The organism is Actinoallomurus acanthiterrae (assembly GCF_054775715.1).
Genome location: NZ_BAAHCO010000001.1, coordinates 3,715,548 through 3,738,559, shown reverse-complemented (window position 1 = coordinate 3,738,559; position 23,012 = coordinate 3,715,548). Strand labels below are relative to the sequence as shown.

Sequence of the window (23,012 nt, the reverse complement as noted above, 5' to 3'; positions counted from 1 at the left end):
TCGCCTCCGGCCCGCTCAACAGGACGCGAACCGGCCGTGGGGACGTGCCGGTGCGCAGGACGTCGGCGAGCGCGGTGGCAAGTTCGGGCTGGCCGACGAGGTCGGCGCCGGCCTCCTCCGCCACCTGGGCGGTGCGCGCCTCCTCCGCGGGCGGCGTGCCGGCGAACGCGGCGGTGAGCGGGTTGACGACCGTACGGGCGCGGAACAGGCGGCGCAGGTCCGTCTGGAACCCGCGGACCGGCAGCCGGCTCTGGGGCTGACCGCGCTGTCGGGCAGCCCCTGCGCGCACCCGGTGATCCGCAGTGCCATGTCCAGCCAGGCCCGGCAGGCGTCCGCCTCACCCGCGACGAGGCCGCGGGCCAGCCAGGAGCGCACCTCCGCCTGCCACGACTCGGCACGGAAGCCCTCGCGCAGGTGCTGGAAGCGCTCCTGCACGCTCTCGTAGCGCTCGACGCCGACGGCGAAGGCGAGGTCGGCGGGCGCGGCGGACACATCGGCCTGCAGCAGCAGCCGGGCCAGCGCGGTGACGAGGGGATCTCCGCCGGGAGCCGCCGCGAGCAGGCGCTCGTGCGCGGCGATCCAGCCGGAGCACGCCCACGCGAGGTACGCCGTAGGGCCCGCCAGCTCGGGCAGCACGGACAGGGCATCGTCCGACAGGTCGGCCGCCCACGCCCGCTCCAGGTCGCCGTGCGGCGTCGTCAGGTCGCGCGCCCGCAGCTCGGGGTCCTCCGCGTGCCGGTCGAAGATCGCGATCAGGGCCCGGCGGCGGTCGTCCAGCGGCGTGATGCCGGCGAACACGTCGAGGGACTCGCGGGCGAGGGCGAACATCGTCTCCCGCAGCTCGACGTCGTCCCCGGCGTTCTCGACCAGCCACAGGCCGGGCGGCCGCAGCCGGCCGCCCTGGCTGAACCAGGCGATCGGATCGCGCACAGGCGACTCGGGCTTGGCCAGGAACTGCGCCAGCAGCTCGTAGTCCACGTCGCCGCGGGAACCCGCGCGGATCGCCGACGCGCCGAGTAGAAAGGTCAGCAACGACCACAGCTCCGCGCCCGCCGCGGAGGTGTTCGGGGCGTAGAAGTCGCTGAGCCCGCCGGTGAGCGCCCTGGCGCGCTCGTCGGCGTCGAACGCGCGGGCGCGCTCGCGCACCTCGTCGTACAACCCGTCGGGCACACGCCAGGGGCCGTGCGCGTACACGTCGAGGACGGGCTCTTCCGTCAGCAGCGGTTCGAGGTGTTCCGGTAGGCGTGGGGGGCTCACGACGTAGACCTTACGACCCGTCGGAGGGGGGTCGCAGCCATCGACAGGCCCTGCCGGGTCGGCGTTTCCCGCCGAACGGCTCCTGCCAGGCCGGTGTCACCGGCCGGCGGCCCCTGGCCGGGGCCAGGTTCTCCCGCGCCCGGTCAGCGTTTCCAGCCGGGGCGGCCGGGGTCGCGGTGCTCCGCCGCGATGCGCAGCGGACCGGCGGGGCGTTCGAGCTGCTCCGGGCCTGCCGGCTCCGCCTCGGCGGGCAGGGGCAGCGTGAAGCCGATCTCCGCGGGCCGGCGCTCGAGCGCCTCGAGGTCCTCGACCGGGACCAGCGCCGCGAGCGGTCTGCCGTGCCGGGTCAGGACGATCCGCTCGCCGGTGTACCCGACACGGTTGACGAGCTCCGCGAGTTCGGCCCGGGCCTGCGTCACTGGGACCTCTCGTGTCATACGCCAATTCTAGCATTCTGTACGTTCTTGCTATTCTGTACAGAACGCGCCGGAGCGTGGGCGGAAGCGCACCGGTACGTGGACATGGCCGCGCGTGGCGGACACGCGCGGCAGCGAGGAGGCGCAGATGGACTTTCCGACTCTCGAACCGCGCGCCCGGGTGACCGAGCTGCCCAAGGACGTTCACTCCGAGCAGCTGTTTCAGCGGCTGCTCGGGCAGCGCATCGTCTTCATCGGCGCGGAGATCGACGACGACCTGGCCAACCGCGTGTGCTCCCAGCTCCTGCTCCTCGCCGCCGAGGACGGAGACCGCGACATCAAGGTCTTCATCAACTCGCCGGGCGGGTCGATGGACGCGATGTTCGCCATGTACGACGTGATGAAGTACCTGCCGAACGACGTCTCGACGGTCGCCCTCGGCATGGCCGCCTCGGCCGGGCAGTTCCTGCTCACCGCGGGCGCCCGCGGCAAGCGCTACGCCCTGCGCAACACGCGGATCATGATGCACCAGCCGTCCGGCGGCATCCGGGGCACGGCCTCCGACATCCGCATCCAGGCGGAACAGAGCGTGCACATGAAGCACCGGTTCCTGCAGCTGATCGCCGAGCACACCGGGCGGCCGTACGAGCAGATCGAGCACGACGCCGACCGCGACCGCTACTTCAGCGCCGAGGAGGCCCGCGAATACGGTCTCATCGACCACGTCGTCACCAGCGCGCTCGAGGCCGGAGGTGTCGCCCCGTGACCAGCCCCATGACCGGCCGGTACGTCCTGCCGTCCTACGTCGAGCGCACCTCGTACGGGATGAAGGAGAGCAACCCGTACAACAAGCTGTTCGAGGAGCGGATCGTCTTCGTCGGCGCGCCCATCGACGACACCCTCGCCAACGACGTCATCGCGCAGCTGGTCGCCCTGGAGGGCATGGACCCGGACCGGGTCATCAGCCTCTACATCAACTCCCCCGGCGGTTCCCTCACCGCCATGACGGCGATCTACGACACGATGCAGTTCATCAAGCCGGAGATCGAGACGACCTGCATCGGGCAGGCCGCCTCGACCGCCGCCGTGCTGCTCGCCGCCGGAGCCACCGGCAAGCGCGCCGCACTGCCCCACGCCCGCATCCTCATCCACCAGCCGAGCACCGAGGGCGGGTACGGCCAGACCAGCGACATGGAGATCCAGGCCAGGGAGATCATCCGGCTGCGCGAGCAGATGGAGACGATCCTGGCCCGGCACTCCGGCCGCCCGGTCGAGCAGGTCCGCGCCGACATCGAGCGGGACCGCTACCTCACCGCGCAGGACGCCCGGGAGTACGGCCTGATCGACGAGATCATCACCAGCCGCAAGCCCGGCTAGGAGTGCCCTGTGGATCTTGTCCGTGCGGCCGGACAAGATCCACAGGAGCGGTAGGGTACGAGCCGTGGCAGGCCCAGTAGGCGACCGGCACGTCGAGGTTCAGCGGCTCCGGCGGCTGTTCCGGTTCTTCGCGGCCACGCAGTGCCGTGGCCGTTCCCCGGTGTACGAGGCGCTGAGCGAGGGCGTCGCCGGCGACGACGGGCTGCTGGACCTGCTCATGTCCACCCCCAGCGAGCAGCGACGGCCCAGCCTGCTGTTCGCGGCGGTGAACCTGCTCCTGGCCGCAGTCCCCGATTCGGCGCTGGCCGACTACTACCCGGTCCACGGCGGCCGGCGGCCGATCGACGGCGGGCTCCTGCCGGCCTTCGCCGCGTTCTGCGCCGGGCACCCTGACGAGCTCGGCACGCTGCTGCGCAGCAGGTCCACCCAGACCAACGAGATCCGCCGCTGCGTGGCTCTTCGCCTGGGCCTCGATCACGTGTCCCGGCGCCTGCCGGGACCGCTCGCCCTGGTCGAGGCCGGCGCCAGCGCGGGCCTGAACCTGCTCCTGGACCGCTACCGCTACCGTCTCGGCGGCCAGGAGACATCCTCGGCCGCGGCCTCGCCGGTGACGATCGCCTGCGAGGTACGGGGCGGCGGCGTTCCCGCGGGCCAGATCTTCGGGCCGGTCCCGGAGATCACGTCCCGGCTGGGTATCGACCGGCATCCGGTGGACCTGGCCGATCCCGATGCCCGGGCCTGGCTGGAGGCGTTCGTCTGGCCCGAGCACACCGACGACCTCGCGGTCCTGCGCGGTGCCATCGACCTCGCCGTCTCGACCGCGGACGCGACCGTCGTCCCGGGCGACGCGACCATCGACACCGCCCGGCTGATCGGCGAGTTGCCGGGGCGGGAACCCGTCGTGGTCTTCACCGCCACGCTGCTCAGCTACCTCAGCGCCGACGCCAGGGCGGCCTTCGCCGCCCAGCTCCGGGAGGCCGCCGCGCACCGGCCGGTGGCATGGGTCTTCGCGGAGGCCCCAGGCCTCGTCGCGACCGCCGACCCCGGCCTGGCCGAGCTGGCGGACCCGGTGGGCCGGCGCAACTCGCTGTTCCTCGTCGGGGCCGCCCTGCTCGGCACCGGAGACCGCGACGACGCCCTGCTCGCCATGGCCGACCCGTACCTCCGCTGGATCGCCCCGGCCCGCGACGAGGCCGACGACTTCCAGTGGCTACCGGCGAGCACGGACGCCGGCTGACACTGCCGCTTCGAATCCGGCACTACCTACGTACGCCCGGACAGGTACGCATGCGGGTAGATCGGTCCTGACCGGGGGCCTGCTCGCGGAGGCACGATCCAATCATCGGTGTGAACCAGATCGATGGTGGTGTTCGAAGTGATCTCCAGCAGGACGCAGACGGCCCGCGCGGGCGTCACCGGCTCGAGCCGGCGGTGGCCCTGGCGGGCGCCCTGCGCCTCGGCTTCCGGCCGATCGCCGACCGCCTGCCGGAGCGTTACGCCCTGTCCCTGCTGCGCGCCGCGCTCGACACCGGCGCCCGCCTGCTGCGCCCCGACTCGACCGTGACCATCGTCGAGCTGGACGACCTGGCGGACGAGTCGAACGATCTGCTCCCCGGAGAATGGGTCCTCCCGGCCGAGCCCGGTGACGGCGCCATCCTGTACCTGCACGGCGGAGGGTTCGCCTCCGGCTCGCCGAGCACCCACCGCGCGATCACCGGCCGGCTCGCGGCCGACACCGGACTGCCCGTCCTGGTGCCCGACTACCGCCTCGCCCCCGAGCACCCGTTCCCCGCCGCCTTCGAGGACGGCCTCGACGCGTACCGGTGGCTGCTCGACCAGGGCATCCCGTCCTCCAAGATCGTGGTCGTGGGCGACTCCTCCGGCGGTCACCTGGCCGCGGCCGTCGTCGGCGAGGCATGCCGACTCGGCCTGCCGTCCCCGGCCGGCGTCGTGCTGTTCTCGCCCTGGGTGGACCTCACCTGTGAGCTGTCGGCGCTGGGCGACCGGGAATGCCGGGACCCCTTCATCAGCCCCGAACTGGCCCAGCACTTCGGCCGGCTCTACGTCGGCGACGAGGACTGGTCGGACCCGCGTCTGTCCCTGCTCGATCTCGCCGGTCTCGACCTGCCGCCGTTCCTCGTGCAGGTCGGCGGCATCGAGGCGCTGCGCGCCGAGGCGGAGCATCTGGCCGAGGCCCTCACCGACGCCGGCGCCTCCTGCGAGCTTCAGGTCTGGCCCGGCCAGATGCACGTCTTCCAGTTCTTCAACCGGATGCTCCCCGAGGCCGGGGCGGCGATGACCGAGGCGGCCAGGTTCGTGCGCTCCCGCGTCGACGCCCCCGACGAGGCCCTGGACGAGCTCGCCGAGGCCGTCGACGAGATCTTCGAAGAGATCCTGGACGAGGCGGCCTGACGGCGCGGGTCTCCCTCATTCAGGCGGGCAGATCGTTCCTCGTCCGCAGCGGTGAGAAGAACATCGGCACCCACACCGTGGCGAAGAGCGCCGCACCCACCCACAGCGCCGCCCGGACGTCGACGAACTCGCCCAGCAGACCGGCCAGGGCCGCCCCGAGCGCCAGCGCGCCGGTCAGCACGAACCGCATGGTGGCGTTCATCCGGCCCAGCAGCCGGTCCGGCGTGACGGCCTGCCGGAAGCTCACCTTGATCACGTTGTCGATGCCGACCTTGAAGGTCGTGACCAGCCACGCTCCGGCGGCGAGCCAGAGCGCCGGGCCCCGGTCGACGAGCGCGATGAGGACCCCGAACGGCGCGACGGCCAGGCCCATCAGCCACAGCACCCGGCCGGGCCCGAAACGGCGGGCGAGCGGGCGGGCGGACAGGGATCCGAGCAGGACGCCGACGCCGCTCAGAGCGAAGAACAGGCCGATGGCGCCGCCCGGCAGGCCGAGGCGGACGAACTCGACGGGCAGCATGGTCTGGCAGAGCTGGATCGCGAGGTTGGTGCAGGCCCCCGCGAGGGCGATGGGCCGCAGCACCGGGTGACCGGCCACGAAGCGGACGCCCTCACGAATCTCCCGCCGAAGCGCCCTGGGACCCGCGTGGTCGGGTCGCGGCTCGGGCCACCGGATGCGCAGTAGGCACGCCGCCGACCACACGTACGTGGCCGCGTCGATCCCGATCGCGACCGGCGCGGAGACCAGGGCGACCAGGAAGCCGCCCACGCTGCGCCCGCCGATCTGCGTGACGGCGTCCAGCGTCACCAAGTGGGCGTTGGCCTGCCCGAGCCGCAGACGGCCGACCACCTGCGGCAGGTGGCTCTGGGCGGAGACCTCGAAGAAGACGGTGGACACCCCTGCGGCCAGCACCACCGCGTACAACTGCTGCATGGTCAGGACGTGGAGGAGCCACGCGACCGGCACCGAACCGTACAGCGCGGCGCGGGCCAGATCGGCGGCGATCATCAGCGGCCGCTTGCGCAGGCGGTCCGTCCAGGCGCCGCGGCAGCCCGATGAGGAGGAAGGCCAGCGTGCTGAGGGTCGCCAGCAGGCCGACCTGCCCAGGTGAGGCGTGCAGGGCGAGCACGGCGGTGAGGGGCACGGCCAGGTAGCCGATGGACGTGCCCAGCCTGCTCACCGCCGCGGCCTCGAACAGGCGGCGGAAGCCCTCGTCGCGGAAGACGGTCTCGTAGCCGGCCGTCCGGCCGCCGGTGTCCACGGCTCCGGAACCGTTCGCCGACGGGATGGGAGCGGTCCGGGAGCGGGTCGCCGACGGGATCGAAGCGGCTCCGGAAGGTGCCGTCCGCCGTGCGAACGGATCTGTCGTCGTCATGCGCCGACCATCGCGCCGGTGCGGGCGACGTCTCCACGAATTTAGTATTTGCTAAATCGATCAGTCCGTGGAAGGGACGGGCGGCATTTTGCTGGAGCTGACGTTCACCGCCCGCGACCTCGCGCACACCAGGTTCGCCCTCTCGCCGTTGTGGGAGGTGATCGCGAGCGTCCGGGTGCTCAGGAACCCGGCCGAACACCCCCTCTACCGGCCCTGGGCCGACGAGGTCCGGCCGAGGCTGGCCGCGACGGGACTCGACCGGCGGCTGCTGACGGATCTGGTCCCATCGCCGCCTCGCCGCATCCCGGTGTTCGTCGCGCCGCCTCCGGCCACCCCCATCCCCGACCTCGGTCTCGAACTGGCTGCGCTGCGCGCCACTTCCCCCGACCGGGTCATCGCGGGTCTCGACGGCCCGTACGCGCCCCGATCGCCGAGGCTCGACGCCCTGCGCGACGACCCGGTGGCCGGTCTGGAGGATCTCGTCCGGACCATCGAGGCGTACTGGGACGTCGCGCTCGCGCCTTACTGGCCGCGGATGCGGACGCTGCTAGAGGGCGACGTCCTCCACCGGGCCAGGATCCTCGCGGAAGGTGGCGTACGGCGTCTCCTGGACGACCTCGACCCCAGCGTGACCTGGGACGAAGAGACCCTCTACGTCGGGCACCGGCACTTCTCCGGCGCCAGGAGCCTGCGCGGTCGCGGGCTGCTGCTCGTGCCCTCCGTGTTCGTCTGGCCCCGCGTGTTCTCCATCACGAGCCCGGACTGGCAACCGACGCTGCGCTATCCGCCGCGCGGCATCGCCACCCTCTGGGAACGACGCGACGCGAGAACGCCCGGCCGGCTGGCCGCCGTCGTCGGCCGGTCGAAGGCGCGCCTGCTCGCCGAGCTGGACGGCCCGGCCTCCACCACCCACCTGGCCCACCGGACCGGCATGACCGCCGGCGCCGTCTCCCAGCACCTGACCGCCCTCCGGTCCGCCGGCCTGGTCAGCTCCTATCGAACCGGCCGATACGTCCTCTACACCCGTACCTCGGCGGGCGAGACCCTCCTCACCGCCGCCCGGCCCCCTGAATGAAGCCTGGTGGGGCGGTGCCGCGGCCCGGCCACGGTGACCGTCACGACCGCTGTGAGACGGCCGGCTTCAGCACCTCCTCGCACCACTGCCGGAAGCCGGTGGGAGTGGTGGACCGTGGGGTGCGCGGTTCGGCGTTGTAGGCGCCCCGATCGATCGCGGCGGACATGTCCGCCATTCCCTGGGCCCAGGCCTCGCTCGCTCCATTCCGCAGGAGAGTGGCCTGGTACGCCTCGGCGGGGACCTGCTGGAAGCGGACCGGCCGGTCCAGCACCTCCGACATGATCTTCGCCATGTCGTCAGGGGACAGGTCCTCCGGTCCGAGTACGGGCACGCCGTCCTGCCCGGTCCAGGAGTCGTCGAGCAGCAGTTCGGCCGCGACGGCAGCGATGTCGCGGGTCGCGCACGTCGGGATCCTGCGGTCCCCGGAGATCGCGAGGAAGAAGACGCCCTGGCTCCTGATCGGCTCGACCTGGTGAAGCATGTTCTCCATGAAGCCCGGCATCCGCAGGGCCCGGTAGCTCACGCCCGTCGCCTCGATCAGCTCGTCCATGGCCAGTGCCGCCGACAGGAGCCCGGCGTTCTTCACCACACCGCGGCCCAGGGTCGAGACGCCGACGACTCGCCGGACGCCACTGCTCGTCACGGCCTCGCACAACGGCCGGGTGAAGCTCAGGGTGTGCCCCTCGACGCTGTCGGCGCGCGGGTCCGGGGGCACGACCCAGAACACGCTGCCGGCCCCGGCGAACGCCTCGGTGAGGACGCCGAGGTCGTTGTGCGACCCCGGCACCACCTCGACGCGTTCGCGCACCCGCGGGGACAGGCGGGAGGGATCGCGGGCGATCACGCGGATCGCCTCTTCCGTGTCCAGGATGTTGTCGAGGACCTGCCGGCCGATCTGGCCGGTGGGCGTGGTGATGACGATCATCAGACCTCCAGGAGAAGTGGGCGTTCGCATCCGGGTCCAGCGCGCTGGGCGACGAGGACCGGCGAACGGCACTGAGCAGTCAATCCGGCCGGGGCGCGAACCTGAAGGACCGATCCGATCACCATTGATACCCTGGGAGTATGAATGACCTGGAGGCTCGGGAGCTCCGGTACTTCGTCGCGGTCGCGGAAGAGCTTCACTTCGGACGCGCGGCCCAGCGGCTGGGCATGGCGCAGCCCCCGCTGTCCCGCGCGATCCGGGAGCTGGAGCGCCGGCTGGGCGTGCGGCTCCTCGAGCGCACCACCCGTCAGGTGACGCTGACGGCGGCCGGCGACGTGTTCCTGCGGGACGCCCGGACCGCACTCGACGCGATCACCGCGGCAGCGGCGGGCCCGGAACGCAGGCCGGCCCGCCCCGCTGCTGCGACTCGCGCTCAAGGCCGACAACGACGCCGGGCTGCTGCCGCGGGTCCTCGCCACCTACCAGCGCGAGGAAGCGGCGTCGGCGGTGGAGCTGGTGCTCGGCGGACGGGGAGAACAGGCACAGGCGCTGCGCGACGGACGAGCCGACGTCGCGCTGCTGGTCAGCCCCTTCGACGACCGCGGGCTGGACGTCGAGCCGCTACTGACCCAACCCCGGCTGGCCGTCCTCGCGGCGACCGATCCGCTCGCCGCCCGATCGTCTCTGCGGCTCGCCGACCTGGCCGGCCGAAGGCTCCCCGACGGAACGCCCGCCGGCGAGGACGGGCCCGCACGCCCGTACGACGCCGCCGACCGTACGCGGCCCCAGGCGGCACGGTCCGAGCTCGTGGCCGGGACCCAGCAGCCGGTCTCGGACCTGACACAGATCTTCAGGCTGATCGAGCTGGGCGGCGTCGTCTGCTTTCTCCCCACCTGGGTGACGCGCCGGTACCCGCTGCCCGGCATCGTCTACCGGCCGGTCAGCGACCTCGAGCCCGCCACACTGGCCGTCGCCTGGCCCCAGGACGCGCGCTCACCGGCGATCGCCGCCTTCGTACGCGCGGCCGCGTCCGTGGTGGCCACCGACGCGGAAGGAAGCACCGCAGGAGTCGGGCAATAAGCAGATGAAGCACGACCGTGGCGGCGTTTACGGTTGGACGATGCGTACGCTGACCACCGAGCGGCTCACCCTGCCGCCTTGGGACCCTCGCTTCGAGAAGGACCTCCGCCGGCTCAGTGCCGATCCGCAGATCACCCGCTTCCTGGGGGACGGCCGGCCGTGGGCCCCCGAGCGCGCCATCACCCGACATGGTGAAATCCTGGACCACTGGCGGGAGCACGGCTTCGGCTGGCGCGGCATCATCCTCCGCGAGGCCGAGGACGAGTCGGTCATCGGCGTCGCCGCGCTCAACCGTCTCCGCGAGCCCCTCCCTGGTGTGGACGAGCCCGCGATCGAGATCGGCTGGTGGGTCGACCCGCGCCACTGGGGCCAGGGACTCGCCACCGAAGCGGCGACCGCCATCCGTGACGAGGCGTTCACCGACCACGGCGCCGCACGACTGGCCGCGCGCTACCAGCCGGCCAACCACGGCTCCGGCAACATCATGCGCAAGATCGGCATGCGCCACCACGACGACATCATCGGCCCGTATGACGAAGACGTACGCGTTTATGTCCTCGAACGCGCGGACTGGACTCCGGACCTGCCTACGCGCTTTTGACCGCTTACGGCCGGGCCGGGCGATCGGTTTTGATCGCCTATTGACGAATGTGATCATCCCGCTCATAGTCCAGGCGTGAGCCTCCTCCGCCGCACGCGCCTCGCCGGTATCCCTGTTCCCCGCCCGGGTCGGCGGGCCGGGCCGCGATCGAAGCCGGTCAGAGCCGGTGTCGCGCTGGCCGGGCTGGCCGGCCTGGTCGTGGCCGGTTCGCCGCCCGCGACCGCGGCCGCGGCGGGAGGGCGGGCCGACCGGCAGGCGGTCCGGTCGGGCGACGCCCGCTTCGAAGTGCTCTCGCCGACGTTGATCCGGATGGAGTACGCGGGCGACGGCGTGTTCACCGACGCCGCGACGTTCAACGCGGTCGGGCGGGACGGCTTCGGCCGGACGCCGTACCGCAAGAAGGTCGCGGGCGGCTGGTTGACCATCGACACCGGCCGGCTGACCCTGCGGTACAAGGTCGGCTCCGGGCCCTTCACCGCGGACAACGTGTCCGTACGGCTGAGGACCGGGGCGCAGACCGTGACCGCGCATCCGGCCTTCCGCGGGTCGGCCCGCTGCGCCGCCGGGACGCTCTGCGAGGCGGAACAGGCCCTGCTCGAGGGCGGGGTGACCGTCGCCTCGGACCACACCGGGTACACCGGCACGGGGTTCGCCGCTGGGTTCCAGGACGTCGGCGGCTCGCTCGCCTACACCCTCGACGTGCCAGCCGCCGGCACCTACGACCTGCGGCTGCGGTACGCCAACAGCGTGGGCGGGGACGGGCAGAACACGACCCGTACGCTGAGCGCCGCGATCGACGGCGGCGCCGCGACGACGCTCACGATGCCGACCACCGCGGACTGGAACACCTGGGGATTCGTCTCCGTCCCGGCCGTGAAGCTCTCCGCCGGGCGGCACAGGCTCGTCGTCTCGCGGGGCGCGAACGACTCGGGCAACGTGAACCTCGACAGCCTGGCGCTCACGGCGTCCGGCGCGCCGTACCCGTCACCGGCATCGGTCCCGTGCGACTACGGGACCGTGTGCGAGGCCGAGGGGGGCACGCTCGGCGGTGGCGCGACGCGTGCCGCCGACCACAACGGCCACTCCGGTGACGCCTTCGTCGCCGGGCTGGAGCGGGCCGGCGCGTCCGACACGATCGCGGTGCGGAACGTCCCCGCCGACGGGCCGTACGCGCTGCAGATCCGGTACGCCAACGGCGGCGGGACGCCGAGAACGGTCTCGACGGCGGTGAACGGCGGCACGGCCGCGACGACGTCCCTGCCGCCGACGGCCGATTGGGACACCTGGTCGACGGCCACCGTCCCGGTGACCCTGACCAAGGGGTCCGACACGATCGCGATCGGCTGCCCGACGGCGGACAGCTGTCACGTCAACCTCGACACCGTCGCCGTCACCCCGGCCGGGTCCCCGGTGCTGCCGGCGCACAGCCCGCTCGGCGGGTACCGGCGCAGCCTCGACGGCGTGGACGGGGGCGCGCTGACCACGCCCGGCCTGCTCTACCGCGATGGGTGGTACCTGCTCGACGACACTTCATCCGCGATGTTCGACACCGCGACCCGTACCGTCCACGCGCGGCCCGGCCACGGCGGCGAGCCGTACCAGGACGGCTACCTCTTCGGGTACGGCCAGGACTACAAGCGTGGGCTCGCCGACCTCAAGACGCTGACCGGACCGTCGATGCTGCTACCCCGGTGGGCGTACGGCGTGTGGTTCTCGGAGTACTACGACTTCACCGCCGCCGACTACCAGAACACCATCCTGCCGAAGTTCCGCTCCGAAGGCGTCCCGCTCGACGTCCTGGTCACCGACACGGACTTCAAGTGGCCCAGCACCTGGAACGGCTGGAGCATCGACCGGCGCAAGTTCCCCGACGCGGCGGCGTTCTTCGCCTGGGAGCACGCGCAGGGACTGCACGCCACGCTGAACATCCACCCGAGCATCATGAGCGGCGACCCGAGTTTCGCGCAGGCGCAGGCCACGGCCAAGGGGAAGCTGGCAGCCTCCGGCTGTAACGCGCCGCAGGGGCAGACCTGCCACACGTTCGACTGGGGCGACCCGGACCAGCTCGCGGCCTACTTCGACCTGCACCAGCGCATGGAGCGGGAGGGCGTGGACTTCTGGTGGCTGGACTGGTGCTGTGAGGGCTCCCGGGTCTCGACGCCCGGCGTGACGCCCGACGCGTGGATCAACCTGCGGTACGCCGCCGACACCGCGAAGAACGTCGGACGCGGGTTCGCCTTCTCCCGGGCGTACGGGTCCCTGCAGGCCGGCGGCTACAGCGGCCAGGCGGCGGTGCCGACCGGTCCCTGGGCGGACAAGCGCACCACGCTGCACTTCACCGGCGACACCACCTCGGACTGGCAGACGCTGCGGTTCGAGACCGGGTACACGCCGGGCGAGTCGGCCGCCACCGGCCTGTCGGCGATCAGCCACGACATCGGCGGGCACAACGGCGGTCCGAAGCTCGCCGACGACCTCTACGTACGGTGGGTGCAGTTGGCGGCGTTCCAGCCGATCCTGCGGCTGCACAGCAACCACGGCGACCGGCTGCCGTGGCAGTACGGCGAGCAGGCCCGCGTCGCGGCGGAGCGGTTCCTCAACCTCCGCGAGAACCTCGTCCCGTACACCTACACGCTGTCCCAGGAGGCGGCGGACACCGGCGTGCCGGTCGCCCGGGCCACGTACCTGGAGTACCCCGGCGAGCAGGGCGCCTATGACGCGGCGGGCCGGGAGTACCTCTACGGCCCGGACGTGCTGGTGGCGCCGGCGACCTCGCCCGGCGCCACCGCGACGACGTCGGTGTGGTTCCCGCCCGGCCAGTGGACCGACTACTTCACCGGGAAGACCTACAGCGGCCCCGCCACCCGGGACGTCACGACCGACTGGAACTCGATGCCGGTCTTCGTCAAGGCGGGCGGCATCCTCCCGACGCGGACGGACAACGTGACCAACGACGTGCAGAACCCGCTGACCAAGGTCACGGTGAACGTCGCCGGAGGCGCCGACGGCTCGTTCGCGCTGTACGAGGACGACGGGCGGTCGGCCGGCTCCCATCCCTCGGCCACGACGGCGCTCCGGTACACCGAGCACGGCGGCGAGCACGTCCTGCGCATCGCCCCGGCACGCGGCCGGTTCCCCGGGCAGGTGGCGCGGCGGCAGTGGACGGTCGTCTTCTCCGCCGCGGACCGGCCGGCGGCCGTAAGGGTCGACGGCGTACCGGCGCCGGCGGGGAACTGGTCGTACGACGACGCCCGTCGCACGCTGACGGTCACCGTCTCCGCCCGGCCGGTCGGTGCCGCGACGACGATCGACTACCGCTGATCCGGTGCCGAGGACCTGTCTCGGCCCCTGTCAACCCAACGGCCGGATCCGGCAATACATCGGATGTATCAGCCGGTCGACGAGCCGATCGGAGCAGGCAAAGGTTTTCAGCGATTGACCCATTGGATCTCTGCTGTTTGTGTGGCATCAGCGTAAGGAGATGACATGGGTAGATCATTCAGCCGGCGCGGCATCGTCACCGCGGGCGCGGCGGGCCTGGCCGGTGCCGCGCTCCCCCTGATGGCCGAGGGAACCGCCGCCGCGAGTCCCGCCGTGCCACCTGACCCCTTCGGGCCGAGCCGGGTCTTCGACGTCCGGCGATTCGGCGCCAAGGGCGACGGTGTCACGATCGACAGCCCCGCGATCAACCGGGCGATCGACGCGGCGGCCAAGGCCGATCGCCGGGACGGCGGACCGGGAGGCACCGTCTACCTGCCCGCCGGCACCTATGCCAGCTACTCGATCCGGCTGAAGAGCAACGTCGCGCTGTACATCGCGCAGGGTGCGACGCTGCTCGCCGCGGCCCCGACGGCCACCCAGGGGTACGACCCGGCCGAGCCCGGCGCCGGCAACTCCTACCAGGACTACGGCCACAGCCACTGGCACAACAGCCTGATCTGGGGCGAAGGCCTGACGAACGTCACGATCTTCGGCCCCGGCGTGATCGACGGGAAGGGGCTGGTGAGCGGAGGCAGCAAGGAGTCCCAGCCGCTGCAGGGCAACAAGGCGATCGCCCTGAAGCTGTGCCGGAACGTCCTCATCCAGGACGTCACCATGCTGAACGGCGGCCACTTCTGCATCCTGCCGACCGGCGTGGACAACTTCCGGATCGACGGCCTGGTCATCGACACCAACCGCGACGGCATCGACATCGACTGCTGCAAGAACGTCCGGATCTCCAACACCATGGTCAACTCGCCCAACGACGACGCGATCGTGCTCAAGAGCTCCTACGCGCTCAACCAGGTCCGGGACACCGAGAACGTGACCATCGACAACTGCCTCGTCAGCGGGTTCGACCTCGGCACGCTGTACGACGGGACGTACAAGAGAGGAAAGTTCGGGCGTACCGGCCGCATCAAGTGCGGCACGGAGGCGAACGGCGGTTTCAAGAACATCGCCATCTCCAACGTGGTGTTCGACAACTGCCGCGGGCTGGCGCTGGAGACCGTCGACGGCGGGCACCTCGAGGACATCACGGTCAGCAACATCACGATGCGCGACGTGCAGATGCCGTTCTTCCTCCGGCTGGGCGCCCGCATGCGCGGGCCGTCCGATCTCCAGGTCGGCACGCTACGGCGGGTCAGCATCAGCGATGTCACCGTCACGGGCGCCGACCCCCGCTATCCGTCCACGATCGCCGGCATTCCCGGACACCCCATCGAGGACGTACGGATCAGCGACGTCCGGCACATCATGGTCGGCGGCCTCACCCCCGGGGACGCGGTCCAGAACCCGCCCGAGCTGGAGAACGCCTACCCCGAGCCCTCCATGTTCGGCACGCTGCCGGCGTTCGGCTTCTTCATCCGGCACGCCGATCAGGTGAGCATCGAGAACGTCGACGTCAGATATCAGCAGCAGGACACCCGGCCGGCGATCGTGCTGCGTGATGTCAAGCGCGCCGACTTCCACCACGACAAGATCGACAAGGCGCCGGACACGCCGACCTTCGTGCTCGACTCCGTCGACGACTTCACCGTGACGACCAACCGTCCGGTGGCCGACGTCCACCTCGACCACGTCGACCACAAGGAGCTGTGACTTCACGCCGTACGGCCGGGCGGGCCACCGTCGACCCGCCCGGCCTTTCCGGTGGTCACAGCCGCTCGAACCGGAACGCGGCCAAGGCGTCGCTCCGGTCCTCGCCGAGCGCCTCGGCCGCGACCAGGTCGCCGGCGTGGACGCTCAGGGTCGCTGCGCTGTGCGAGACCGCGAAGTGGAAGTTGGGCAGCTCGGCCGCGCGCCCCAGTACGGGCAGGCCGTCGGCGGGGATGGGGCGTTCGCCGACTCGGACGCTCTCCACGGTCGCGGCCCGGATCCCCGGGTAGAGCGCACGCGCCGCCTCCAGCACCTGGTCGACCGCCGACAGCTCGACGCTGCTGGAGGCCCGTACCGCGCCGTCGACCTCGGGGGTGTGCAGCAGCAGCCGTCCGGCGCCGTCCGGGCGCAGGTGGACGCGCGGGGCGTGGACGACCCGGGACACCGAGACCGCGACCGGCGAGGTGTACACGAGCACGCCGCTGGTGTTGCGCATCGGCAGGACCAGGCCGGCGAGCTCGGCGATCCGGGCGGCCTGCGGCCCCGCGCAGTTCACGACCGCGTCCGCGAAGAGCCGTCGCCCGGAGGCGAGCCGGACGGCGTGCACCACGCCGGCGGTGACTTCCAATCGGGTGACGGCGTCGTCGGGCACCAGCTCGGCGCCGTGGGAGACCGCGCCGGACAGCAGGTGGCCGATCAGGCGGGTCGGCTCGATCCAGCCCTCACGGGGGAAGTAGGCGATCCCATCCGCCGGGAGCCGGGCGGGGTCGATGTCCGGTTCGAGGCGTAGCGTCTCCGCCCGGCTGAGCCAACGCGCCTCGTATCCGTAGCCGAGGACGCCGTCGACCTTCGCCCGCAGTCGCGCGCGCCCGGCGTCGTCGGCGGCCCATTCCAGGTTGCCGCCCTCGTGGTACCAGTCGCCGTGCGGCGTCTCGGCCGCCGATCTCCGGTGGGCCGCCATGCCCGCGACACAGAGATCGTGGTAGAGCCGCGGCTCCTTGCCGCAGGCGTTGGTCCACGAGAACGTCGCACCGGACGTACCGCCCGCCGGCGCACCCGCGTCGACGATGGTCACGCGGGCGCCTCTGCGCGTCAGCGAGGCGGTGACCGCCGCGCCGTAGAGGCCCGCACCGATGACCACGACGTGTTCGACCATGCTGATCCGTCTCCGGTTTCGGGGAGCAATGACAACAGAACACGCGTACGCGGGACGGTCAAGAGCCGCCGTGCCGCCCGAGCTCGCGTCACTCCTCCCGGGGGAGGCCGGTGGCTCGTACGGGGGAGGTGCCGGGGAGGTGGCGGGCGGGATCGTGGAGCGCATGGCCCGACCCCGTGACGCAGGAGTACGCGATGTCCCGAAAGTTGAAGATCAAGCTGGCGCTGGTCGCCGCGCTCACGGCTCTGATCGCCGGAGCGATGCTGGCCACCGGATCGGGCGAGCCCGGGCACGCCGCCACGGACCGGACCGCCGGGAGCGTGCGATGACCGCCGTCGAGGTGCCGGCCGCCGCCGGGCCGCGGATCAGAGGCAGGGTGCCGCGGTGGGCCGACTGGGCCGCGCAGGCGACCATGTGGTGCGCGCTCCCGTCGGGGATCTGGCGGATCCTGTTCGGGCTCGGCCTTCCGGCGGGGTTCACCGGCTCCATGGACCCGCGGCACGGCCCTTGGTACATGCTGCCGTACGTCATCGCGTTGACCGCCGTGTCCGAGACCGTGGCGTTCCTCAGCATGGGCCTCGTCCGGCCGTGGGGCGAGGTCTGGCCGCGGTGGGTGCCGTTCCTGCGGGGCAGGCGGGTCCACCCGCTGGCGGCGATCATCCCGGCGTCGCTCGGGTCGATCGCGCTGATGCTGATCTGGACGCGGTTGGTCTTCGGGTTCTCCTCGAGCGGCGATCAGGAGATGCCGCACGGCGCCAAGGCCGTGATCCTGGCCGGGTGCTACCTGCCGCTCGTCGCCTGGGGTCCGTTGCTGGCGGCCGTCACGGTGGCGTACGCCGTCCGCCGCCGACGGTACGGCTGACCGCCCGGAAGGCGTCTCCTCGCGGCCCGGCCAGAGGGGCTTCCCTGCGGCTCCCGGCTCCGCCGAAAGAAGTTCGCCGGTGAGCGGCGAATATCGGCTTCGCCGAAGACCCCGGAACGTTCGCGACCTTTCTGCGCGCCGTTCTCGCGGGCACTTCGACGACATAGCCTCGGAAGCGGGCGATCGGAGAGCCCGGCGGGTGTTCGGAATGGCGCGGCGGCCGGATGGCCGGGTCGAACGCTTCGAAGTTTTCTGAAACGGTGGCCGGATCCGGACACGTCGGCACCGGGTGCGGAAGTGCGGGCGTCAAGTTATCGCCCGACGACACAGCGGCCACACGGGGGTCTTATGCTGCGGATTCACTTCACTCTCGACGATATCGGCCGGACCCGGCTCGCCACCGGGTCCGACCCGACGTGGGACGTGCTTCTGAGCCTGCACAAGCTCGCCGACCAGGACGGATCCGTCGTGTTCGACCAGTGGCGGCAGCAGGTCCGCGCGCGGTTCCCGGCGTCCGCGCACTGGCTCTTGGAGCTGGCACCGCCGCGGGGCTACTCCCCCGACTTCCTGACTCCAGGCGGCAACGGGCTGGATGACGGAATGGAGCGGATTCTGTCAACTCCGGTGCCGCGGATCCGGGCCGACATCGCCAGGTTGGCATCCGCGCGTCGCCTCTCGAGCCCGGTTCAGGCGTTGGCCGATGGATCACGGCGGGCCATGCGGCGGCTCACCGAGGCGATCCGCGAGTACCACCGGGTCGCCGTGGCGCCGTTCGCCCAGCGGATCGACCGGCAGGTGCACGCGGACCTCGCCGCTCGCGGCCGGACGCTGCGGCACACGGGCGTCACCCGGTTGCTGACCGGACTGCATCCGCAGGCCCGCTGGCGACAGCCGGTCCTCGAACTGCCGTATCCGGTCGATCGCGACGTGTACCTGGAACGGCGCGGACTGCTCCTCGTGCCGTCCTACTTCTGCTGGAAAGACCCGATCATGCTGAAGGACCCGGGGCCGCAGCCGATCCTGGTGTTCCCGATCGCCAGGGAGCTCGCCCGGTCCGCGCTCGAGTCGGAGCGCGCGGCGACCGGCTCCCTGGCCGCCCTGATCGGCCGTACCCGGGCCGTCATCCTGTCGACGCTCGCCGTCGAGGCGTGCACCACCACTCAGCTGGCGGCACGCGTCGGCGTGTCGAACGCCTCGGCGAGCCAGCACGCCACCGTGCTCCGCGAGGCCGGGCTCATCACGACGCAGCGGATGGGCTCGTACGCGATGCACAGCCCCACACCGGCCGCCGTCGCCCTGCTCGACTCCGCGAGCTGAGGGCCTGTCTCAAATTACGGGGACTTCGAGACAGGCCCTCGGGCCGCGCCGCCCGGTCCGTCCGGGGTGCGCCGGACGGACCGCAGCGGTACGGCGGGTTTCAGCAGCTCTGCTTGTAGAGGTACTTGGCGATGTCGGGCTGGTCGACGTTGTCCTTGGTGACCGCCACGAGCTGGGTCTTGATCTGCTTGGTGACCGGCTTGCCGCCCAGGGCGGCGACGGCCTGGTCGATCCCCTGGCGGCCGATGTCCAGCGGCTCCTGGCTGATCAGCGCCTGGATCGTGCCGGCTTTCAGGTCCTCGACCTGCTTCGGGCTGGCGTCGAACTCGACCAGCTTCACGGCACCGGTCTTCTTGGCCTGCTTGAGCGCGGCGCCCGCGCCCTCGCCCGTCACGAGGTTCGCCGCGAAGATGCCCGCCAGGTCGGGGTTCTTGGACAGCTCGCCGTTCATGATCTCGGTGGCCTTGCCCGCCTCGTCGCCGGGGTACTGCTCCGAGACGAGCTTGATGTTCGGGTGCTTGGCGATCTCCTCCTTGAACCCGGCGACCCGGTCGTCGGTGGTCGCGATGCCCTGCTTAGGAGCAAGCACGACCACCTTGCCCTTGTCGCCGATCTGCTTGGCCAGCGTCTGGGCGGCCAGCTGCCCGCCGAGCTTGTTGTCCGAGGAGATCCGGGACAGGCCAAGGGACTGGTCGGACAGGTCGGTGTCCACGAAGATCACCTTGCTGCCGTTGCCGGCGAGCTGCCGGACCGGCCCGGCCATGGCGTCCTTGTCGACCGGCGCGATCAGCACCGCCTTGGGCCGGGAGGCCGCGACCGAGGTGACGACCTGGGTCTGCTGGGCGACGTCCCACTGTGCGGGGGCCTGAACGCTGAGCTGGACGCCCTCCTTGGCCGCCTCCTCCTTCGCCCCGCAGTACATGGAGATGTAGAACGGTTCGTTCGCGATGCCCTGGATCAGGGTGATCTTCTTGGCTCCGCCCGACGTGCCGCCGGACGAGGAGTCCGAGCCGCAGGCTCCGGTCACGGCCAGCGCGAGCACCGATGCGACGACGACGTACCTGTTCACCGAGTACCTCCTTCTCATTCGCGTTCTCGCGCCCGACGGCGCAACTGGTCGAAGAAGACGGCGACGACCAGTACGGCTCCGACCGCCACGTCGAGCCAGAACCGCTGTGCCCCGAGGATGATGAGACCGTTGCGCAGGACACCGGGGATCAGGACGCCGATCACCGTCCCGCCGATCCCGCCGACGCCGCCGAACAGGCTCGCCCCGCCGATGACGACCGCGGCGATCGCGCCGAGGTTGTCGGAGGTGTGGCTGGCGATCGTCGTCGTGCTGTAGTGCGCCAGGGACAGCACCCCCGCCACTCCGGACAGGAGTCCCGACAGCGCGTACACCTTGATCAGGTGCCGGTCGACCTTGATGCCGACGCGCCGTGCCGCCTCGGCGTTGGAGCCGATCGCGTACGTGTGCCGCCCGAACCGGGAGAAGGCGAGCAGCAGGCCGAACAGGACCGCGATCAGGCCCGCGATGATGACCAGCCACGGCACGCCGGCGACGAGGCCGAACCCGATCACGTTGGAGAGCTTGGCCGGGATCCGGTTGACGTCGCTCCCGTTGGTGATGACCTGGGCGAGCCCCAGGGAGACGCCGAGCGTGCCGAGCGTCGCGATCAGGGAGGGGATCTTGGCCTTGGTCACGAGAAGGCCGTTGACGATCCCCCAGCCGAGGCCGCACCCGATCCCCGCCAGCGCACCGAGGAGGATCCCGCCCCAGCCCGCCGTCGTGCCGCCCAGCGCGACCATCGTCTTGGCCGCCACGACCCCCGAGAACACCAGGACCGAGCCGACGGACAGGTCGATCCCCGCCGTCACGATGACGTACGTCATCCCGACCGCCAGCACCAGCAGGATCGCCGACTCGGTGAGAACGTTGCGGATGTTGAAGGTCGTGGCGAACTCCGCCGGCTTGAGCACGGCGAAGAACACGAACAGCGCGACCAGGACGGCGAGCGTCCACAGCGTGTTGCTGCGCAGGATCGCCGGGCCCCGCCTGCGGCTCTCCCCGGCCTCGTCGTACGTCTCCGTCGCCGTGCTCATTGCTCGCTCACCCTCCTCACTCGCTCCGCGGGCGGATCGTCCCTCACCGCCCACTCCGCTCGCTGCGTCGGGGTCGCGCGGGCTGACTGCTCGCTCACCCTCCTCACTCGCTCCGCGGGCGGATCGTCCCTCACCGCCCACTCCGCTCGCTGCGTCGGGGTCGCTCGCGGTCACGCCGCCTCCCCCTGGTCCAAGCCACCGGTCATCGCGGAGACAAGCTCCTCGACGGAGGTGTCGGCGGCGGTGAGGCGGGCGACACGGCGGCCGAGCCGCAGCACCTCCACGCGGTCGGCCACCGCGAGCACCTCCGGCATGTTGTGGCTGATCAGCACCACGGTGACGCCCCGGTCGCGGACGCGGCGGATCAGGTCGAGCACCTGTTTGCGCTGGACGACGCCGAGGGCCGCCGTCGGCTCGTCCATGAAGACCACCTTCGACGCCCAGGCCACGGCCCGTGCCACCGCGACGCACTGGCGCTGCCCGCCGGAGAGCTGCCGTACGGGGGCGGACATGTCCGGCAGCCGGATGCCGAGCTCGTCGAACGCCTCCGTCGCCCGCCGGCGCATCGCGCCCCGGTCGAGGAGGTTCAGCAACGGGAAGCGGGTCAGCTCCCGCCCGAGGAACAGGTTGGCGGCGGCGTCGAGGTCGTGGGCGAGCGCGAGGTCCTGGTAGACCGTCTCGATGCCGCGCCGCTGCGCGTCGACCGGGCTCGCGAACTCCACGGGCCGGCCGTCGAGGATGATCTGCCCGGCGTCCGGTCGCAGCGCGCCGGACAGCGTCTTGACCAGGGTGCTCTTTCCGGCACCGTTGTCGCCGATCAGGGCGACGACCTCACCCGGATTCGCGGTGAAGGCGGCCCCGCGCAGGGCCTGGACGTGGCCGAAGCGCCTGGTGACGCCTCGTGCCTCCAGCAGTGGTTCGGTCAACGGTGCACCTTCCCTAGGGTCAGAGCGGCGGCGACTCCCCCGAGCCACGGACGATCAGGCGGGTCGGCAGCAGCACGCGCTGGGGCGGCAGGTCCTCCCCGTCCATGCGCCGGCACAGCAGTTCGGCGGCACGGCGGCCCATCTCGGCCGGGTAGTGCGCCACCACGGTCACGGGCGTGGCCAGCATGTCGGCCAGCTCGAAGTCGTCGAACCCGACGAGGGCCGTCCGGGAACCGGCGGCCTGGATGGCGCGCAGCGCCCCGATGGTCAGCCGGTTGTTGCCGGTGAACACGGCGGTCGGCGGGTCTCCGAGGGCCAGCAGCTCGGCGGTCGCGGCCTCCGCCCCGGCCACGTCGTGCGGGCCGAGGCGGACCAGTGACTCGTCGACCGGGATGCCGTGCGCCTGGAGGGCCTCGTCGTAGCCGCGGCGGCGTTCGCGGGCGGTGAAGATGCCGGGCAGGTCGGCGAGGCAGGCGATGCGGCGGTGCCCGTGCGCGATCAGGTGTTCGACGCCGGCCCGCGCTCCCCCGGCGTTGTCGATGAGGACGACGTCGGCCTGGAGGGCCTCCTCGGGCGGACGGTCCATGAACACCGCCGCGGTGCCCATCTTCAGCTCCGGGATCAGGTAGCGGTGGTCGGCGGCGGACGGCACCACGAGCAGCCCGTCGACGCGGCGCTCGCAAAGCGAGCGGATGAGGTGCCGCTCGCGGGCGGGGTCCTCGTCGGAACACCCGGAGATCACGAACAGGTCGTGGGCGCGGGCGACCTCCTCGACGCCCCGCGCGATCTGCGAGTAGAAGGGGTTGGCGACGTCCTTGATGACCAGCCCGAGACTGCGGGTCCGTTTCCCGCCGCGCAGGGCCCGCGCGATGTCGTTACGGCGGAACCCCAGCGCGGCGATGGCGTCGTTCACCTTCTCCGCGGTGTCCGGCCGGACGCCCACCTCGCCGTTGACGACGCGGGACACCGTCTTGAGACTCACCCCGGCCCGCCGGGCGACGTCCCTCATGGTCGGCCGCATGCTTCCCCTCGGTCCAATAAGACGACAAC

The 23,012-nt window shown here is 71.7% G+C and carries 21 protein-coding genes and 1 pseudogene; 13 read left to right on the top strand and 9 right to left on the bottom strand.

The features are described from left to right. Nucleotides 1–15: 15 nt before the first annotated feature. Nucleotides 16–1,257 (bottom strand): hypothetical protein, encoded by a 1,242-nt coding sequence (locus tag ACYVF7_RS18165; protein WP_460341516.1) that lies wholly within the window; start codon nt 1,255–1,257, stop codon nt 16–18. Nucleotides 1,258–1,400: 143 nt separating this feature from the next. Then, the gene (locus tag ACYVF7_RS18160) at nt 1,401–1,694 is read right to left on the bottom strand and encodes a type II toxin-antitoxin system Phd/YefM family antitoxin (protein ID WP_460341513.1); all 294 of its coding nucleotides are present in this window, start codon (nt 1,692–1,694) and stop codon (nt 1,401–1,403) included. Nucleotides 1,695–1,821: 127 nt separating this feature from the next. Here ACYVF7_RS18160 and ACYVF7_RS18155 point away from each other — a divergent pair, with 127 nt between their 5' ends. The 4 genes from ACYVF7_RS18155 (at nt 1,822) to ACYVF7_RS18140 (ending at nt 5,462) form a co-directional block, all read left to right on the top strand. Then, complete coding sequence (locus ACYVF7_RS18155) at nt 1,822–2,439, top strand: ClpP family protease (protein WP_460341510.1); 618 nt, start codon at nt 1,822–1,824, stop codon at nt 2,437–2,439. An 8-nt stretch (nt 2,440–2,447) separates the two neighbouring features. Next, nucleotides 2,448–3,050, top strand: a complete 603-nt coding sequence (locus ACYVF7_RS18150) for an ATP-dependent Clp protease proteolytic subunit (RefSeq protein WP_460357983.1) — start codon at nt 2,448–2,450, stop codon at nt 3,048–3,050. 64 nt (nt 3,051–3,114) lie between these two features. Then, on the top strand, nt 3,115–4,287 hold the full coding sequence (locus tag ACYVF7_RS18145) for a DUF2332 domain-containing protein (protein ID WP_460341507.1): 1,173 nt from the start codon (nt 3,115–3,117) through the stop codon (nt 4,285–4,287). A gap of 110 nt (nt 4,288–4,397) precedes the next feature. Continuing rightward, nucleotides 4,398–5,462 (top strand): alpha/beta hydrolase, encoded by a 1,065-nt coding sequence (locus ACYVF7_RS18140; protein WP_460341505.1) that lies wholly within the window; start codon nt 4,398–4,400, stop codon nt 5,460–5,462. A gap of 19 nt (nt 5,463–5,481) precedes the next feature. Here ACYVF7_RS18140 and ACYVF7_RS18135 read toward each other — a convergent pair whose 3' ends face one another. After that, nucleotides 5,482–6,471: an MFS transporter gene (locus ACYVF7_RS18135; RefSeq protein ID WP_460341502.1), complete on the bottom strand. Its 990-nt coding sequence runs from the start codon at nt 6,469–6,471 to the stop codon at nt 5,482–5,484. 434 nt (nt 6,472–6,905) lie between these two features. Here ACYVF7_RS18135 and ACYVF7_RS18130 point away from each other — a divergent pair, with 434 nt between their 5' ends. Then, nucleotides 6,906–7,913 (top strand): ArsR/SmtB family transcription factor, encoded by a 1,008-nt coding sequence (locus ACYVF7_RS18130; RefSeq protein ID WP_460341499.1) that lies wholly within the window; start codon nt 6,906–6,908, stop codon nt 7,911–7,913. Between the two features lie 40 nt (nt 7,914–7,953). Here the strand turns inward: ACYVF7_RS18130 and ACYVF7_RS18125 are convergent, their stop codons facing one another. Beyond that, a complete protein-coding gene (locus tag ACYVF7_RS18125; protein WP_460341496.1) occupies nt 7,954–8,838 on the bottom strand; it encodes an NAD(P)H-binding protein in 885 nt (294 codons plus the stop codon). A 140-nt stretch (nt 8,839–8,978) separates the two neighbouring features. Here ACYVF7_RS18125 and ACYVF7_RS18120 point away from each other — a divergent pair. From ACYVF7_RS18120 to ACYVF7_RS18100, 5 genes and pseudogenes are all read left to right on the top strand, one after another. After that, nucleotides 8,979–9,110: pseudogene (locus ACYVF7_RS18120) on the top strand (LysR family transcriptional regulator); the annotation flags it as partial. A gap of 145 nt (nt 9,111–9,255) precedes the next feature. Further along, the gene (locus tag ACYVF7_RS18115) at nt 9,256–9,918 is read left to right on the top strand and encodes a LysR family substrate-binding domain-containing protein (protein WP_460357980.1); all 663 of its coding nucleotides are present in this window, start codon (nt 9,256–9,258) and stop codon (nt 9,916–9,918) included. 40 nt (nt 9,919–9,958) lie between these two features. Next, complete coding sequence (locus ACYVF7_RS18110) at nt 9,959–10,519, top strand: GNAT family N-acetyltransferase (protein WP_460341493.1); 561 nt, start codon at nt 9,959–9,961, stop codon at nt 10,517–10,519. A gap of 75 nt (nt 10,520–10,594) precedes the next feature. Then, nucleotides 10,595–13,840: a TIM-barrel domain-containing protein gene (locus ACYVF7_RS18105; RefSeq protein WP_460341490.1), complete on the top strand. Its 3,246-nt coding sequence runs from the start codon at nt 10,595–10,597 to the stop codon at nt 13,838–13,840. A 165-nt stretch (nt 13,841–14,005) separates the two neighbouring features. Further along, nucleotides 14,006–15,601: a rhamnogalacturonidase gene (locus tag ACYVF7_RS18100; protein ID WP_460341487.1), complete on the top strand. Its 1,596-nt coding sequence runs from the start codon at nt 14,006–14,008 to the stop codon at nt 15,599–15,601. Between the two features lie 55 nt (nt 15,602–15,656). On the opposite strand, the gene ACYVF7_RS18095 is transcribed toward ACYVF7_RS18100, so the two are convergent. Continuing rightward, complete coding sequence (locus ACYVF7_RS18095) at nt 15,657–16,754, bottom strand: NAD(P)/FAD-dependent oxidoreductase (RefSeq protein WP_460341485.1); 1,098 nt, start codon at nt 16,752–16,754, stop codon at nt 15,657–15,659. A gap of 194 nt (nt 16,755–16,948) precedes the next feature. Between ACYVF7_RS18095 and ACYVF7_RS18090 the strand changes: the two genes are divergently transcribed. The 3 genes from ACYVF7_RS18090 (at nt 16,949) to ACYVF7_RS18080 (ending at nt 18,933) form a co-directional block, all read left to right on the top strand. After that, complete coding sequence (locus ACYVF7_RS18090) at nt 16,949–17,083, top strand: hypothetical protein (RefSeq protein WP_460341482.1); 135 nt, start codon at nt 16,949–16,951, stop codon at nt 17,081–17,083. Then, entirely contained in the window at nt 17,080–17,616 is a 537-nt protein-coding gene (locus tag ACYVF7_RS18085) for a hypothetical protein (RefSeq protein WP_460341479.1), read from the top strand. The genes ACYVF7_RS18090 and ACYVF7_RS18085 overlap by 4 nt, the downstream gene beginning before the upstream one ends. Nucleotides 17,617–17,964: 348 nt before the next feature. After that, nucleotides 17,965–18,933 carry an ArsR/SmtB family transcription factor gene (locus tag ACYVF7_RS18080; protein WP_460341476.1) on the top strand — a complete coding sequence of 323 codons (969 nt, stop codon included), beginning with the start codon at nt 17,965–17,967 and terminating at the stop codon, nt 18,931–18,933. A 100-nt stretch (nt 18,934–19,033) separates the two neighbouring features. Here the strand turns inward: ACYVF7_RS18080 and ACYVF7_RS18075 are convergent, their stop codons facing one another. From ACYVF7_RS18075 to ACYVF7_RS18060, 4 genes are all read right to left on the bottom strand, one after another. Continuing rightward, nucleotides 19,034–20,002, bottom strand: coding sequence for an ABC transporter substrate-binding protein (locus tag ACYVF7_RS18075; protein ID WP_460341473.1), 969 nt, complete (start codon nt 20,000–20,002; stop codon nt 19,034–19,036). A 14-nt stretch (nt 20,003–20,016) separates the two neighbouring features. Continuing rightward, the gene (locus ACYVF7_RS18070; RefSeq protein WP_460341470.1) at nt 20,017–21,036 is read right to left on the bottom strand and encodes an ABC transporter permease; all 1,020 of its coding nucleotides are present in this window, start codon (nt 21,034–21,036) and stop codon (nt 20,017–20,019) included. 170 nt (nt 21,037–21,206) lie between these two features. Next, a complete protein-coding gene (locus ACYVF7_RS18065) occupies nt 21,207–21,962 on the bottom strand; it encodes an ATP-binding cassette domain-containing protein (RefSeq protein WP_460341467.1) in 756 nt (251 codons plus the stop codon). Nucleotides 21,963–21,981: 19 nt separating this feature from the next. Beyond that, nucleotides 21,982–22,983 carry a LacI family DNA-binding transcriptional regulator gene (locus ACYVF7_RS18060; protein WP_460341464.1) on the bottom strand — a complete coding sequence of 334 codons (1,002 nt, stop codon included), beginning with the start codon at nt 22,981–22,983 and terminating at the stop codon, nt 21,982–21,984. Nucleotides 22,984–23,012: the final 29 nt, after the last annotated feature.